We start from the raw sequence: 14,180 nt of genomic DNA on the forward strand, positions 1-14,180 counted from the left end.
CACGAAAATGGCCGCGGGTCGGAACCCGCGGCCGGGTCGCCCTCTGGGAGGCTGGGCGTCTTACGGCCGTCCGAGGCGTTCTGCGCCGCCGCCGAGGGCCGGACCGGCGGTCGGATCCTCGTCCTCGTGCAGGTCGCCGACCAGCGTCTCGGTGGTCAGGATGAGCTTCGCGACCGAGGCGGCGTTGGCGAGCGCGGCACAGGTGACACGCACCGGGTCGATGATGCCGGCCTCGTACATGTTCTGATAGGCCCCCTGGGCGGCATTGTAGCCGTAGCCGCCATTCACCGCGGAGACTTCCGCGACCACGCGGTCGGCGTCGCCGCCCGAGTTCTGCACGATCCGCCAGAGCGGGCGCATGAGGACAGCGCGGACGAGCCGGGCGCCTTCGGCGACATCGCCGGTTGCCTCGGCGATCACCTTGTCAACGACCGGGCCGATCTGGGCAAGCGCCGTGCCGCCGCCGGCGACGATCCCTTCCTCGACCGCCGCCCGGACGGCGGAGAGCGAGTCCTCGATGAGCTGGATCGTGCGCTTCTGCTCCACGGGCGTGACTCCGCCGGCGTAGAGGACGGCGGTGCCGCCGGAGAGCTTGGCAAGCCGCTCGCGCAGCTTGTCCTGCTCGATGTTCGGCGGGGCCATGTCGTGCTGGCGCTGCACCTGGGCGCGGCGGGCGGTGACGGCGGCGGGCTCGCCCTCGCCCTTCAGCACCGCCGTATGGGTCGCGCTGGTGCGGACCCGCTCGGCACCGCCGAGGTCGGCGCGGGTGGCATCCTCGATGCGGCCGCCGAGGTCGCGGGCGATGACGCGGCCGCCAGTGACGATCGCGAGATCCTCCATCAGCGCCTTGCGCCAGTGGCCGTACTCCGGGGCGTGGACCACGAGGTAGCGGCCGGGGCCGTCCTTGCCGAGCAGACCGACGACGACCTCGGGCGCGACCTCCTCGGCGATGACGACGAGGGGGCGGCCCTCGGCCGAGGCGATCCTGCGGACGGCATCAAGAGCGGCCGGGTCCTTGATCTTGAGGTCGGTCATCAGGATCAGCGGTCGGTCGAGGACCGCCTCCATCTTCTCCTGGTCGGTCACCATGTGGTGCGAGAGATAGCCGCGGTCGAAGGACATGCCCTCCACCACGTCGAGCAGGGTCTCGGTGGTGACGGAAAAGTCGGTGGTGATGACGCCGTCGGCGCCGACCTTCTCGAAGGCTTCGGCGACCAGCGCCCCGAGCTCGGGCTCGGTGGCGGCGATTGCGGCAACGGAGGCGAGCGCACCGTTCTTCGCGGGCTTGGCGGACGCGCGGAGCGCGGTGACGACAGCGGTGACGGCCAGGTCGATGCCGCGGCAGAGATCGACGGTCTTTGCCCCGTTCTCGGACGCCTCGACGCCCGTCTGGACGAGCGCATTGGCGAGCACGATGGCGGTCGTGGTGCCGTCGCCCGCAACCTCGTTGGTCTGCATCGAGACCTCGCGGACGACCTGGGCGCCCATGTTCTCGAAGCGGTCGAAAAGCTCGATCTCGGAGGCGATGGAAACCCCGTCGCGCGTCACCATCGGGGTGCCGAGCGGGCGGTCGATCATCGCGTTCATTCCCTTCGGGCCGAGGGTCGGCTCGACGGCGGCGGCGAGCTGCCAGACGCCGCGGGCGAGCGCGCGGCGGGCCTCGGAATTGTGGATCATCACCTTGGGCATTGCAGGCTTCCTTCCTCCCCAGTCCCGGATTTCACGCGTGAATGTCCGGGTATGTTGTTGATGATAAAGGGATTAACCAAGATCGTTCGACTATCGGGCAAACGGGAGGCGGTGGGTGCGGGCACCCACCTTTCCGGCAGAGGCCCGCCTGACTGCAGGCGTGGCGCGGGTTGCAGCGCCGGACGCCTCCGGCGGGAGTATTTTCGCCAAGAAAAAGGACGGGCGCGGATCCCCGGGCCCGTCCGCTCGCTCAGAGGCACCCCGACGCTCCGCCGCCGGTACGCGCCGGGATGCGGCCGAGCACGAAGTCGACGAGTGTCGGCTCGCCGTCGACGGTGCCGAGTTCCTTGTAGCGGCTGCCCTGAAGACCGCGGCAGAGCGCGCCCGAGAACTCCATGTTGAGCCTGACCTGGCGCAGGCGCAGCACGTAGTCCTTCAGCCCCTCGGGCGTCAGCGCCTCGCCCTCCCAGGTGCGGAAGGCGAGATCGCCGGGCCAGCGCGCGAGGCCCCGCCGGACCAGCGCCTCGCGGTAACGCGGCCGCTGCGCCGACGCCTCGCCACCGTCGAAATCCACGGCGTCGAGCTGGCGCAGGGTCATCGCCGCGATCGAGCGATCGGACCAGCCGAGCGCGCGCAGGCGGGCCAGTACGCTCTCCTGCCGGCGCTGGAACGCCTTGGCGTCGAAAGTCGCGCGCAACTCCGAGAGGTCGGCGCCGTCGCAGAGCGCGGCGAACACCTCCTCGAACCGGCGGCCGCCGTTGACTGCCGCCATCACCTCCTCGGCGTGCATGTGGTCCTCGAGCCGAACCAGCACGCGGGTGACGCCGGCCACGCCCGCCACCTCGCGCGAGATGCCGTCGGCCATCAGGAAGGCGAAGTTCGGCGAGCACCAGTAGGTGGGCAGGCGGAACACCACGGTGACGATCGCGTCGTCGGGCGGTCCGGCAAACTCCACGTCCTCGATGAAGCCCATGTCGGTCACGGGCTCGTCGAGTTCCGGGTCGGCGACCCGCGCCAGCGCGCGCCAGACGTCGCTGCGCAGGGTGTTGGCCTCGAGCATCTCGCGCATCGACCTCACTCCGCCGCGATCGAGACCGGGGCGGCGCGAAGCTTGGCCTTCTTCGCCTCGATGTCGATGCCGTAGATCCGGGCGGCATTGAGACCGAGGATCTTTTCCTTGATCTCGTCGGTGAGCTGCACCCCGCGCTCCGCGGCGATGTCTTCGGGGATCTGGTAGGCCCAGAACTTTTCCACCAGCCACTTCGGCGTCCAGATCGCGTAGTCGGACGAGAACAGCAGCTTGTCCGGGCCAACCCAGAACAGAAGCTCCGCCATGATCTCGCCGAAGTAGCGCGGGCGCGAGTGGATGAACGGCAGGACCACGGCGAGGCCGCCGAAGACGTTGGTCTCCTGCACCGCGATCCAGCAGAAGTCGTCGATGCGCGGCTGGCCGCAGTGCTCGACGATGAAGTTGAGGTTCTGGAAGTCGGTGGCGCAGTAGTCGACATCGTGGACGTCGAAGGCGTCCTTGTTCAGGGGGATGATCGTCGGCCCCTTGTGGATATGGACGTTCTTGATCCCGAGCTTGTCGAGCAGCTCGAAGCACTTGTAGGCCCACGGGTCGTTGAGCTTCCAGCCCTTGCTCTCGCCCTTCCACTCGGCGGTGTAGAGCTTCACGCCCTGGATGTCGTAGGTTTCCTTCATGTGGTGGATGTAGTCGAGCGCCAGCTCGCCATCGCGCGGGTCGTAGGAGCCGTTGATGATGAAGCGGTCCTTGGCCCGCGATGCCATCTCGTGCGACCGCTTGATGCAGCCGAAGCCGTTCTTGTAGAAATCCTTCAGGACCGTGGTCTGGATGATCGCCATGTCGTCGGGGCCGTCGACGAACAGGTCGCGATAGAGGTCGTCGGCGGAGTACTTCTCGAAGTGCGACTTCTCCCACCGATTTTCCTCCGGCGAGAGGGCGTTGTGGTAGGCGTAGAAGCACTCGACGAACTGCTTGCCGTGGATGTTGCGCTGGTTCTCCGGGCTGCCATCCCAGAAATGGATGTGGCCGTCGACGACGAAGATTTCCTTGCCTTCCGGGGTGATGTACATGGCTGTCCTCCCAAATCCGGGTTCTGGCTTGTTTGTCAGGCCGTGATGGCGACCTTCAGGACCCCGTCGCGCTGGTTGGCGAAGAGGTCGTAGGCCGCTTCGATGTCGTCGAGCTTGAAGCGGTGGGTGACGAGGGGCTTCAGGTCCACGCGGCGGGAGGCGATGACCGACATCATGCGCCGCATCCGCTCCTTGCCGCCGGGGCAGAGCGCCGTCTTGATCGTCTTCTCGCCGAGGCCCGCGGCATAGGCGTCGAGCGGGATCTTCAGGTCGCCCGAATAGACGCCGAGGCTCGAGAGCGTGCCGCCGGGGCGGATGACGCGCAGCGCCGCCTCGAAGGTCGCCTGGGTGCCGAGCGCCTCGATGGCCACGTCCACGCCGCGGCCGTCGGTCAGGTCCATGATGGCCTCGACCGGGTTCGCCTCGCGGAAGTTGATGACCTCGTCGGCGCCGAGCTGGCGTGACATGCTCATCCGGGCGGCGACCGCATCGACGGTAATGATGCGGGTGGCGCCGAGGAGCTTCGCTCCTGCGGTGGCGCAGAGGCCGATCGGCCCCTGGGCGAAGACCGCCACGGTGTCGCCGATCCTGATGCCGCCGTTCTCGGCGCCGGCGAAGCCCGTGGACATGATGTCCGGGCACATCAGGACTTCCTCGTCCGTCAGGCTGTCGTCGATCGGCGCGAGGTTGGCCATGGCGTCGGGGACGCGGACGAACTCGGCCTGGCAGCCGTCGATGGTGTTGCCGAACTTCCAGCCGCCGATCGCCTGCCAGCCGTGCTTCGTGCCAGCGCCGTCCTGGCTGCAGAAGCCGCAGAGGCAGGCGTTGGACCAGCCGGAGGGGGTGATGGCGCCGGCGATGACGCGCTGGCCCTCCTGAAAACCGCGGACCTCGGAGCCGAGCTTTTCGATGATCCCGACCGGCTCGTGACCGATGGTCAGGCCCTTCGCCACGGGATATTCGCCCTTCAGGATGTGAACGTCGGTGCCGCAGATCGTGGTGGTGGTCACCCGGATCAGCGCGTCCCCCGGGCCGATGTCGGGGACGGGCTTGTCGTCGAGCACGATCCGCCCCTTCTCGACGAAGATCGCGGCCTTCATCTTCGATGTCTTGCCTGCCTTCGGCTTGCTTGCGAGGGTCGTGGCTTCCATCATCTTTCTCCCCGTTTTGGTCTTGTTCGGGGGCCGGCGAAGCCGCCGCCCCCGCCGTTTCCAAAGGCGTCAGATGAACTCCATCACCTCGTCCATGTTGCCGAAGAGGATGACGGTGTTGTCGTCGATGCGGACCATGCGGCCGTAGTGGGTCGAGGTGTTCACCTCGAAGATCTCGGCCGTCATCTCGCGGCCGAGGAAGTCCGAGATCTCGTCCATCTTGAAGATCAGCTTGCCGTCACCGTCGATGCGGATCATCGCCGGCTGGTAGGTGACGATGACGCCGTCCTTCTGGCCCATGAATTCGGCGATGGCGCGCGCCTCGACCGAGTTGTTCATCGTGACGCCGCACTGGTGCGAGATCGTCTGCTCGAACGTGATGTCCTTCATCGACTTGAAGATGGTGTTCGAGTGGGTTGCGTTGCGGCTAGCGTCGGTTGCGGTGTCGCTCATGTCCGTGGCTCCTAGTTGAGGCCGAGTTCGCCGAGGATCTGGCTGATCCGCTCCTCGGACTGCGCCCGCACGTCCTCGAACGAGACGGGTTTCGAATGGGGCTCCGACCAGATCGGCTGGAGGCCGCGGGCCGCCTTCTCCGCGAGCGGGCGGTGGATCTTGAGCCAGGCCTTGAAGAGCGAGCGGTTGTGGTCGCCGTGCTTCTCGTCGTTGGCGAGCAGGTAGATGAGGTCAATGGTGTTCGCGAGGTTGCGCTCGTAGTCGGCCTCGGCCGCCGAGATGACCGGCGGAGTCACGAAGTCGTTGTTCGCCGCCGCCACCCGCATCAGGAAGCCGGAGCGGAACAGCTCGCCGACGAGGGGCTCGAAGACGATGTTGGTGGCGAAGTACTGCTCGAGGTAGTCGGTCGTCCCCATGACCGTCTCGACGGCCTCACGGGTGCCCTGCCACTTCTCGTCCGTGAGCCAGTGTTCCTTGCCGGCGGCGTCGTCCCAGCCGGGGATCTCCATGCCGATCTCGGCGAGGTAGAGGGTGATGTCCTGGGCGAGGCGGAGCTTGTACGAGCTGTTGGTCAGCGTCGCGTTGTTGATCATCTGGGTGTAGCCGTAGCGCTGCGCCTGCATCAGCGAGGTGCCGAGGCCGAACTCGGCGTGCTTCCACGCGCCGAGGTGGTTCTGGAGGATCTTCTGCCAGGCGCGGTCGAAGGTCTGCGGCGCGCCGGACTTGCGGGCGTTGGAGATGACCGACTGCACCATCGTCTCGATGCGGGACTGGCGCTGGTAGTGGGTGCGCTCCCACTCCTGGTCGGGGGCGCGGAAGGCGTGCCAGTTGGAGGAAAGGGCGCGGGTGTAGTCCTTCATGTAGGCGCCGTTGCCGTCGGCGAACTCGATGATCCAGTTCTGGATCAGGTAGCGCTCGGGGTCGGGCTGGACGTCGACGGTGACATCCTCGTAGTGGGTCGCGCGCTGGCCGCGCGGCTGGAAGTAGCGGTACTTGCGGCTGTCGCTGTCGGCGAAGATGGCGGCTCCCGCGGCGCCCGATCCGACCGAGCTGGAGATGGCTGGCATGATGGTTCGCTCCCTTAAGGATTTTCTGGGTTTCTACCGGGCCGGCACGAGCTGGCCCGGAGTCGCATTCGTCGAAGTGGTGAAGCGGTCGAAGTGGATGCGCTCGCTCTCGAAGCCGGCCATGAACAGCACCGGCTCCAGCGCGTCGATCATCGGCGGCGGCCCGCAGGCGTAGACGTCGCCTTCGCCGTCGATGCCGAGTTCCTTCAGCCTGTCGGCGACGCGCTCGTGCACGAAGCCGCGCGCGCCCTGCCACTCGGCATCATCGTCGGCATGGGACAGCACGGGGATGAAGTGGACGTTCGGGTTCCCCTCGGTGAGCGCGGCGATCCTGTCCAGATAGAACAGGTCGGCCCGGGTGCGCGCGCCGTAGAAGAACCAGACTTCGCGGTCCTCGCCGCTCGCCAGGTGATCGTGCAGGATCGACCAGACCGGCGAGAGCCCGGAGCCGGCCGCCACCATCACCATCGGGCCCTGCCGGTCCTCGCGTCGGAAGCAGGTTCCGTAGGGTCCGACGACGGTGACGTCGGCCCCGACCCGGATTCCGCCGGCGTCGAGTTCGTTGGAGAACTTTCCGGCGGGGTACTTCTTGATGATGAAGCGCAGGGTTTCGGCTTGCTCCGGCGTATTTGCCATGGAAAACGAGCGCGTAATCGTCTCCCCTTTTTCGGTGGTGACGGTGATGTCGACATATTGCCCGGCCCAGAACTTGATCGGCGCGTCGAGCGCGATGGCGATGCCCCGGATGTCATGGGTGAGATGGTCGATCTCGGTGATGCGCCCCTTGTAGGGCTTCACCGCGATCGCCTTCGCGAGCACCTCCTCGTCGTAGTTGAGAAGCTCGACTTCCATGTCGGAATAGGCGATCGACCGGCAGAGCAGGATGTGTCCGCTCTCGCGCTCCATGTCGTTGAGCGCGAAGGTCGAGTATTTGAGCAGGTCGACTTCGCCCTCGTTCAGGATGCATTTGCACGCCGAGCACTGGCCTTCCTTGCAGCCGTGCGGCAGGGCGATGCCTTGCCGGAAAGCGGCGTTCAGCACCGTCTCGCCGTCCTCGACGTCGAACTCGACCCCGACCGGCTCAAGGCGGACCGTATGGGTCATCCCGGATCTCCTTTCCAATCCCTCTCGGCCAAACCCTTCCAGGTCCCTCCCCGCGGCCGGCGGGGAGGGTGGGCACGCCCCCTTGGGGTCGGGCGCCTTCTGAGGATCAGTTGCAGGGCTTGATGGTGAAGCCGGCGCGGTACTCGGCGAGATGCGCCTCGCGCGCCTCCGGGGTCATCTCGCGCAGGATCGTCAGCGGCGACATGAGCGTGTTGCCGCGCACGTCGTCGAGGGTCCACATCTCCTTGTCGTCGAAGCGCAGGTGCGGCTGCGGGACCAGCGTCTTGCCGTCCTGGCGGACGAAGTTCAGGTCCTTGATCGCGTCGGCGAGATCCCAACCGTGGTAGAGCGTCTCCCACTCGCGCTTGCCGGAGAAGCGGCCCATCGCCGGCGTCGGCCGGCCCTGGTATTCCTCGGCGAAGGCTTCCACCGCCGTCCAGCGGTCGAGTTCGTGGGCGAAGGTGTGGAGCTGCCCGTCGATCTCGTCCACCACCATGTCCTCGCGGATGAGGCAGGGCACGAGGCAGGACCAGCAGCGGTGCGGGTAGACGTAGCCCGTTTCCTCCTGGGCGAAGGTGATGACCTTCTGGCCCTTGTGGCTGAGCTTGTCGTACCACTTCCAGAACTCACCGAACTGCGCGTACCAGCCCGGGTACTTCGACTCGAACCACTCGAAGTCGGCGTCGCGCTGCGCCTCGATCCGCCAGAAGTTCACCGGCCAGCCGACCGCGAAGAACTGCGCGACCTTGTGGACGTAGTGCTTCTTGGTGATGCGGTTCCAGGCCTCATGCACGTCGTCGTGGTGCACCTTCACGCCGTATTTCTCGAGCGGCAGCATGTAGGTCCGATAGTAGTCCTCGAAGATCCAGCGATGCCACATCTCCGCGTAGGATTCCTTGTTCTTGTCGCGGTTGGTGGTGCCGTATTCGATGAACGTGCCGATCGCGGCGTCGACGATCGCGTGGTTCTGCCAGAAGGCGTAGCGCAGGTCGCGCTCCAGCAGCAGGTGGTTCTCCGGCTCCTTCAGCGCGGCCATCAGCAGCGAGTGGCCGTTGCCGATGTGGCGGCTCTCGTCCGACTGGACCGACAGGAACACCGTCGGCAGCGCGTAGTCGCCGTTCCGGGCGGCCTCGGACGGCATGGCGACGAAGAGCGTATTGGTGAACGCGGTCTCCGCGACCACGGTCAGGTACATGCACGCGGCGGTCATCGTGTCGCCGGTGATGAACCCCTCGCCGAACTGCCGGCCGATCGTGGTCGCGTAGCACTTGCCGAAGGCTTCCTCGGTGATGTCGAAGCCCGCGGGGTCGATGTAGTTCTCCATGTACCACTTCTTCAGGTTCATCTGAATCGTGGAATGGCGGAACTCGTCGACCATCTGCATGGTGAAGCCGGTGCGCAGATCCTCGCCCGGCGCCAGCCTTGCCACCATCGCCATCGAGCGGGCGGCGGAGATCTCCGGGAAGGGGATGATCGCGAGGAAGAGCTTCATCCACTCGACCCAGCGCGGTTCCACGTTGCGGAACATGTCGCCGCGGAGCGCCGCGTCGAGCGCGCCGTAGACGCGGTTGTCCTTTTCCTCCTGCATCGGGAAATAGGAGCGCAGGACCTGCTTCATCGGGTCGCGCGGCGCCTTGGCGATCTTGTAGTCGGTCGGGAAGGTATTCGCTTCCTGGACATAGGTGGGCTGCCACCCGAGGTCCGAAATGCGTTTCGTGGCTTCGCCAACGGGAATGCCCCGCTGCGAGGTGATCTTGTTGAGCGTCAGTGACGTCATCGTCGGAAAGCCTCCACCCGTTGCGCCGGGCGCGTTGCCCCGGCCATCGCGGCGCGAACCGCCGCCAGTTTCTCGCTTTCGAGCGGCGACCCCTCGGGGCCGTCGTTCGGTGGATCCGGCAAAGGTGTCGCGTCGCTGGCGGCGGGAGCCGGCCGAGGCCATCGGGGCCTGTGCCGGCGTTCGGAGCCTCTGGCGCGTTTCCTTCGTTCTTTTGGCATCGGGCCAGTGACCCGATGGGCTTCTTCTGACGGGTTACACGCAAGCGGCGTGCCAACTCGGGCCAGCTCGGAAATCGGCTTGGCGGAGTGGCTTTCGGGCATCTCCGGCCGTGCGCGCGGGTGAGGCGTAACGTTTCGTTACAGATGTAAGTTACAGATGTTGCGCAACTGGTTATTTTGCGTACGCAACATTGTATTTGCACATGCGAAATGACCATCTGGACAATATTCGGCAGCGGCGTATTTATTCCGGCGAATTTGGGGAGAGCCCGCCGTGACCGACACGCCACCGCTCCAGGACGTCGCCGCCGACCTCGTGCGGCTCATGCCGCGGGACGCGGTGTTCATGCTGCGCTTCCTCGGCGAGAGCCAGCTGCGGCTGCAGCGGCATTTCCACGATTTCATCGCCACGGAACTGGCCAGTCACGGCGTGACGCAGGATAGCCATCCGATGATCCACGGCTTTATCGAGACCCACGCGCTCACCCTGCGGGATTTCGTGTTCGCCGGCCTCGCCATGGCGCATCAGGTGCGCCTGCCGGAAATGGAGCGGCTGATCGGCGATGTCGCGTCGCTGCTCAGCGTCGACGTCTGGGACGAGCTGCGCAGCCACATCGACCTCGCCGAGCGCCAGTTCCGCGCGCAGGCGCCAGCGCTGCCGGCGGAACTCGACGGCTACCGTGTGCCGGAGCCGCGCGCCGGTCAGTGACCTCGCTTGCCATCCGGCCAGACGGCGAGCCAGGCGGCGGGATCCGTCCGCAGCGCCTGGTGCGCCGCCTGCATCAGGGCGGTTCGGTCGGTGTCCGGCAGCGCGCGAAGCAGGCTCTCGGCAGCGCGCACCGCCTCTGGCTCGGGGGTCCGCGCGGCGGTGGCCAGCGCCCGCGTGCAGGGGTGGTCCGGGCCGAGGCGGGCCTCGGCGGCTGCGTGAAGCGCGGTGAACATCACCCGGCCGGCATTGTCGAACATGGCTTTCTCCAGAGTTGGCCCGCGAATTGCTTGACTCATCCTGCGCAGCCGCGTGCGTGCGCCCCAAGGGGAGACCGCCATGAACGACCAGAGCACCCGGACGCTCACGCTCTTCGACCTGATCGCCCGCCGCTGGCAGACCACGGCGGCGATCGCCGACGTGCGTTTCGCCGCCGACGGCACGGCGGCCTTCGCCACCGAGGCCGGCGCAGTGCTGATCGCCGGCACGCCCGACGAGGAGCCGCCGGACAGCCGGATCCGCGTGACCGGCGACCTCGGGCAGACGACGATCCGGCCGCGCACCCGTGAGCCGGCGCCGCTCGCCGCGGTGACGAGCCTCGCCGATGGCGCTCCGACGCTGGTGGCGGCGGGCACCGGGTTCCTCACCGGCGACGCGGACGGTCGGGTGCGGCGCCTCGATGCCGAGGGGGCGGCGGAGCCGGTGCTGAGCCTCGGCGGCAAGGTGGTGGCGCTGGACCATGCCGGTGGCGTCACCGTCGCGGCCGATGGGCAGACGCTGGCGACGCTGCGCGCGGGCGCCGTCGAGCGCCGGGCGATCCCGGGATTCCGCAGCCTCGCGCTGGCGCCGGACGGCCAGCGCCTCGCCGCGGCCAATGCGGCGCAGGTCGTGCTGTTCGCCGGCGAGGCCGAGGAGACCGTGGCGCTGCGCAACGCCGGGCGGCTCCTGTGGCGCGACGATGGCCGCTGGCTCGCCGTGGCGCTCGGGGTGGACGGGCTGGCGCTCGTCGACGCGGAGACGCCGGCGCCGATCCACCTGCGCAACTTTCCCGCAGCGGTGCGCAGCCTCGCCTGGAGCCGGCAGGCGAACGCCATCGCGGCGTCCGGCGCCTTTCGCATCGCCGCCTGGGACGCGGCGGCACTGCCCTCGACCGAGCGCGCGCTCGTCACCGGCCAGCCGGGGCTGGTGGTCGTCGAGGCGGTCGCGGCGCACCCGGGGCGGCCGCTGATCGCCGCGGGCTACGCCAACGGCCAGGTGGTGCTGGCGCAGGTCGGCGCGCGCGACGAACTCATGCTGCGGCAGGGCGGCGCCGCCGTCACCTGCCTTGCATTCTCGCCCGACGGGCGGCAATTGGCGATCGGTGACGCAAGCGGCACCGCCGCGATTGCCAGCTTTCCGCGGACCATGTTCAAGTAGGAGGAGGAATCCGTGACCACGCAGACCACCACCACCCCCGCCGCCTTGACACCGGAGGAGCTGAGCAAGGACGCGTTCTTCACCCGGCTCGGCGAGATCGCGCAGGAGATGACCGAGGCGCACGGCCGCGACTTCGCCATGGGCGCGCTGGTTCTGGCGGCGCGCTGGATCGGCGAGGGGCGGCTGGAGCCGAAGCCGCACTGAGCCTCTCCTAGCCGCGCGCAATGCCGCGCTGGTAGAGCAGGCAGAGGGTTCGGAGCGTCGACGCGAAGTTGCTCGCTCCGCCCTCGATCTCCACCAACTCCTCGTGCAGCGCCGCGATCAGCTTCGGTGTCGTTACCCCGTCGCGCGCCGCCATGGCGTCGAGCACTTCCCAGAACGCCGCCTCGAGCTGGATGCTCGTGGCGTGCCCGCCGATCCGGAGCGACCGGCTGATCCGCTGGAACGGCTGCACGCCGGCTCTCGATAGCAATCCACACATCCGTTCGCCCCCTCGCACCCGACCCTGCCCGGGCGGCCGCGCGCGCGGCCGCCCCGTCCGTGCGAGGGTCAGGGGATCAGCACGGCCCGGCCGTGGATCCGGCCGGCGTTCAGGTCCTGCAGCGCCCTGTTGGCGTCGGCGAGGGAGTAGTCGACCGTCGTCAGGTTCACGAGACCCCGGTCGGCGAGCGCCATCAGCTCGACGAGCTCGGCCCAGGTGCCGACCAGATTGCCGATGATGTTCTTTTCGGTGATGACCATGTCGACGGTCGGCACCACGATGTTCTCGCCATAGCCGACCACGTAGTAGCTGCCCATGCCGCGGGTCATGGCGAGGCCCTTGGCCGTCATGCCCTTCTCTCCGACGAAGTCGATGACCGCCTCGGCGCCGAGGCCCTGGGTCAGTGCCAGGACGCCCTCGACCTCGTTGCCGTCGGCCTTCACGAGCCTGTCAGCGCCGATCTTCTCCGCAAGCTTCAGCGAGTTCGGCGGACTTGTCGACGACGATGACGTCGGCGGCGCACATCGCCTTCAGGCACTGGATCGCGATGTGCCCGAGGCCACCGGCGCCGATCACCACCACGCTCTCGCCCGGCAGCAGGTGCCGCGTCGCCTTCTTCACCGCCCGATACGCGGTGAGGCCGGCGTCAGCGTAGGGCGCCACCTCCTTCGGCGACAGCGTCTTCGGCAGGGCGACGATATTGCGCTCGGACGTGGCGAGGTACTCCGCATATCCGCCGTTGGAATCGAGCCCCGGGAAGGTGCCCGGGCCGTGCATGTCGTGGCCGCGGCGGCAGGCGAGGCACGTGCCGCCGGAGATCTTCGGGTGGACGATCACCGGGTCGCCGACCTTCAGGCCCTCGACCTCCTTGCCGATCTCCTCAACCCAGCCGGCGTTCTCGTGGCCCATGATGAGCGGCAGCAGATGGTGGCCGTCCGGGTCCATGTGCGGTTTCCACACCCCCTCGATGATGTGCAGGTCGGTGCGGCAGACGCCGGCGCCGCCGATCCGCACGATCACGTCGGTCGAGCGGGTGATCTTCGGGTCCGGCACATCCTGGAGCGTCACCCACGTATCGGCGGTGAGCGTCTCGTCGTAGCGGTTAAGGACCTGGGCCTTCATCACGCGTTTCCTCCATGGCGTGGTCATTGCCAAAGCTTCAAGCAAGCAGCGTGCCAATGGAATCGGCGCAGGCGTCATCGCGCAGGAGTTGCTTGCAATGCCGGAACCCGGCGCTTAGCGTCGGGCGCGACGGGAGGAGACGGTATGGTCCGGTTGATTGCGCAGACGGTGGTGGAGTTGATCGCGAATGCGATCGGGCTCATCGTGGCGGCCCTGCTGCTGCCCGGCTTCACGCTCAGCGTCGCGAGCTTCTTCATCGCGGTGGCGATCTTCAGCGCGGCACGGGTCATCCTCGCGCCGCTGGTTTTCAAGCTGTCGCTGAAATACGCCCGCGCGCTGACCGGCGGCATCGCGCTGGTCTCGACGTTCGTCGGCCTGCTGGTCACGACCTGGCTCAGCACCGGCATCGCCATCACCGGCGCAAGCACATGGGTGATCGCGACGCTCGTGGTGTGGGTGTTCGGCGTCGTCGCGATGCTGCTGCTGCCGCTCGTCGTGTTCAAGAAGACGCTGGCGGCGCGGCCCACCCCGACGATGCCGACAATTCGCTAGGGTCTCGGGCCCCTGCCCCGGCGCGACGGCGCCGAGGCCGCCCTGGCGTCGTCGTCAGATCGACGCCCAGTCGCTGAACTTCACACCGACCGGCGGCTTTGGTGCCGGCTTTTGCGGCGCCGGAGCCGGGCTCTTGTCGCTGCTGTCCATCACTCAGTACTCCCTTGTCCTGCCATTCACCCGCGGTCGCGCCGCGGTATGGCATAGTATACGACTCCCATCCGGCGGTTTCAGGAGGGCCGCGCGCGTTGTAACGAACATCTTATCGTCCTGTGGCACGGCCGCCACGCCCCGGAACCGCCGCCGGGCGCCCGGCGTTGCCCCTGCGGCGCGCAAACAGCCTGACA

At 67.6% G+C, this 14,180-nt stretch carries 16 protein-coding genes; 4 read left to right on the top strand and 12 right to left on the bottom strand.

Annotated elements, in window-relative coordinates:
- Positions 1-60: 60 nt before the first annotated feature.
- The 8 genes from QM699_RS08190 to QM699_RS08225 form a co-directional block, all read right to left on the bottom strand.
- Positions 61-1,689, bottom strand: a complete 1,629-nt coding sequence (locus tag QM699_RS08190) for a molecular chaperone GroEL (protein ID WP_415010668.1) — start codon at positions 1,687-1,689, stop codon at positions 61-63.
- A 250-nt stretch (positions 1,690-1,939) separates the two neighbouring features.
- Positions 1,940-2,758 (bottom strand): iron-sulfur cluster assembly protein, encoded by an 819-nt coding sequence (locus tag QM699_RS08195; RefSeq protein ID WP_415010669.1) that lies wholly within the window; start codon positions 2,756-2,758, stop codon positions 1,940-1,942.
- Between the two features lie 5 nt (positions 2,759-2,763).
- Positions 2,764-3,786: an amidohydrolase family protein gene (locus QM699_RS08200; protein ID WP_415010670.1), complete on the bottom strand. Its 1,023-nt coding sequence runs from the start codon at positions 3,784-3,786 to the stop codon at positions 2,764-2,766.
- A gap of 35 nt (positions 3,787-3,821) precedes the next feature.
- The gene (locus tag QM699_RS08205; RefSeq protein WP_415010671.1) at positions 3,822-4,937 is read right to left on the bottom strand and encodes an NAD(P)-dependent alcohol dehydrogenase; all 1,116 of its coding nucleotides are present in this window, start codon (positions 4,935-4,937) and stop codon (positions 3,822-3,824) included.
- A gap of 69 nt (positions 4,938-5,006) precedes the next feature.
- Positions 5,007-5,390 carry an MmoB/DmpM family protein gene (locus QM699_RS08210; protein ID WP_415010672.1) on the bottom strand — a complete coding sequence of 128 codons (384 nt, stop codon included), beginning with the start codon at positions 5,388-5,390 and terminating at the stop codon, positions 5,007-5,009.
- 11 nt (positions 5,391-5,401) lie between these two features.
- Positions 5,402-6,457, bottom strand: coding sequence for an aromatic/alkene monooxygenase hydroxylase subunit beta (locus QM699_RS08215; protein WP_415010673.1), 1,056 nt, complete (start codon positions 6,455-6,457; stop codon positions 5,402-5,404).
- Between the two features lie 33 nt (positions 6,458-6,490).
- Complete coding sequence (locus QM699_RS08220; protein ID WP_415010674.1) at positions 6,491-7,561, bottom strand: NADH:ubiquinone reductase (Na(+)-transporting) subunit F; 1,071 nt, start codon at positions 7,559-7,561, stop codon at positions 6,491-6,493.
- Between the two features lie 106 nt (positions 7,562-7,667).
- Positions 7,668-9,338, bottom strand: a complete 1,671-nt coding sequence (locus QM699_RS08225; protein ID WP_415010675.1) for an aromatic/alkene/methane monooxygenase hydroxylase/oxygenase subunit alpha — start codon at positions 9,336-9,338, stop codon at positions 7,668-7,670.
- 492 nt (positions 9,339-9,830) lie between these two features.
- Here QM699_RS08225 and QM699_RS08230 point away from each other — a divergent pair, with 492 nt between their 5' ends.
- A complete protein-coding gene (locus tag QM699_RS08230) occupies positions 9,831-10,265 on the top strand; it encodes a hypothetical protein (protein ID WP_415010676.1) in 435 nt (144 codons plus the stop codon).
- Here QM699_RS08230 and QM699_RS08235 read toward each other — a convergent pair.
- Complete coding sequence (locus tag QM699_RS08235; RefSeq protein WP_415010677.1) at positions 10,259-10,522, bottom strand: hypothetical protein; 264 nt, start codon at positions 10,520-10,522, stop codon at positions 10,259-10,261. The two genes, QM699_RS08230 and QM699_RS08235, sit on opposite strands and share 7 nt — an antisense overlap.
- Before the next feature lie 79 nt (positions 10,523-10,601).
- Here QM699_RS08235 and QM699_RS08240 point away from each other — a divergent pair, with 79 nt between their 5' ends.
- Positions 10,602-11,678 (top strand): WD40 repeat domain-containing protein, encoded by a 1,077-nt coding sequence (locus QM699_RS08240; protein WP_415010678.1) that lies wholly within the window; start codon positions 10,602-10,604, stop codon positions 11,676-11,678.
- A gap of 12 nt (positions 11,679-11,690) precedes the next feature.
- Positions 11,691-11,882, top strand: a complete 192-nt coding sequence (locus QM699_RS08245; RefSeq protein ID WP_415010679.1) for a hypothetical protein — start codon at positions 11,691-11,693, stop codon at positions 11,880-11,882.
- Between the two features lie 7 nt (positions 11,883-11,889).
- Here QM699_RS08245 and QM699_RS08250 read toward each other — a convergent pair whose 3' ends face one another.
- The 3 genes from QM699_RS08250 to QM699_RS08260 form a co-directional block, all read right to left on the bottom strand.
- Positions 11,890-12,150 carry a ribbon-helix-helix domain-containing protein gene (locus tag QM699_RS08250; RefSeq protein WP_415010680.1) on the bottom strand — a complete coding sequence of 87 codons (261 nt, stop codon included), beginning with the start codon at positions 12,148-12,150 and terminating at the stop codon, positions 11,890-11,892.
- A 77-nt stretch (positions 12,151-12,227) separates the two neighbouring features.
- A complete protein-coding gene (locus QM699_RS08255) occupies positions 12,228-12,602 on the bottom strand; it encodes a zinc-binding dehydrogenase (protein WP_415010681.1) in 375 nt (124 codons plus the stop codon).
- A 7-nt stretch (positions 12,603-12,609) separates the two neighbouring features.
- A complete protein-coding gene (locus QM699_RS08260; RefSeq protein WP_415010682.1) occupies positions 12,610-13,281 on the bottom strand; it encodes an alcohol dehydrogenase catalytic domain-containing protein in 672 nt (223 codons plus the stop codon).
- 144 nt (positions 13,282-13,425) lie between these two features.
- Here QM699_RS08260 and QM699_RS08265 point away from each other — a divergent pair, with 144 nt between their 5' ends.
- On the top strand, positions 13,426-13,833 hold the full coding sequence (locus QM699_RS08265; RefSeq protein ID WP_415010683.1) for a hypothetical protein: 408 nt from the start codon (positions 13,426-13,428) through the stop codon (positions 13,831-13,833).
- The last annotated feature ends 347 nt before the right edge of the window (positions 13,834-14,180 follow it).

Source organism: Amaricoccus sp., from assembly GCF_047602525.1.
Classification (GTDB): Bacteria; Pseudomonadota; Alphaproteobacteria; order Rhodobacterales; family Rhodobacteraceae; genus Amaricoccus.

What these genes read in the sequence shown, in the direction of transcription:
- QM699_RS08190 (WP_415010668.1), bottom strand. Translation starts at nt 1,689, where the DNA reads ATGCCCAAGGTGATGATCCACAATTCCGAGGCCCGCCGCGCGCTCGCC.
- QM699_RS08195 (WP_415010669.1), bottom strand. Translation starts at nt 2,758, where the DNA reads ATGCGCGAGATGCTCGAGGCCAACACCCTGCGCAGCGACGTCTGGCGC.
- QM699_RS08200 (WP_415010670.1), bottom strand. Translation starts at nt 3,786, where the DNA reads ATGTACATCACCCCGGAAGGCAAGGAAATCTTCGTCGTCGACGGCCAC.
- QM699_RS08205 (WP_415010671.1), bottom strand. Translation starts at nt 4,937, where the DNA reads ATGGAAGCCACGACCCTCGCAAGCAAGCCGAAGGCAGGCAAGACATCG.
- QM699_RS08210 (WP_415010672.1), bottom strand. Translation starts at nt 5,390, where the DNA reads ATGAGCGACACCGCAACCGACGCTAGCCGCAACGCAACCCACTCGAAC.
- QM699_RS08215 (WP_415010673.1), bottom strand. Translation starts at nt 6,457, where the DNA reads ATGCCAGCCATCTCCAGCTCGGTCGGATCGGGCGCCGCGGGAGCCGCC.
- QM699_RS08220 (WP_415010674.1), bottom strand. Translation starts at nt 7,561, where the DNA reads ATGACCCATACGGTCCGCCTTGAGCCGGTCGGGGTCGAGTTCGACGTC.
- QM699_RS08225 (WP_415010675.1), bottom strand. Translation starts at nt 9,338, where the DNA reads ATGACGTCACTGACGCTCAACAAGATCACCTCGCAGCGGGGCATTCCC.
- QM699_RS08235 (WP_415010677.1), bottom strand. Translation starts at nt 10,522, where the DNA reads ATGTTCGACAATGCCGGCCGGGTGATGTTCACCGCGCTTCACGCAGCC.
- QM699_RS08240 (WP_415010678.1), top strand. Translation starts at nt 10,602, where the DNA reads ATGAACGACCAGAGCACCCGGACGCTCACGCTCTTCGACCTGATCGCC.
- QM699_RS08260 (WP_415010682.1), bottom strand. Translation starts at nt 13,281, where the DNA reads ATGAAGGCCCAGGTCCTTAACCGCTACGACGAGACGCTCACCGCCGAT.
- QM699_RS08265 (WP_415010683.1), top strand. Translation starts at nt 13,426, where the DNA reads ATGGTCCGGTTGATTGCGCAGACGGTGGTGGAGTTGATCGCGAATGCG.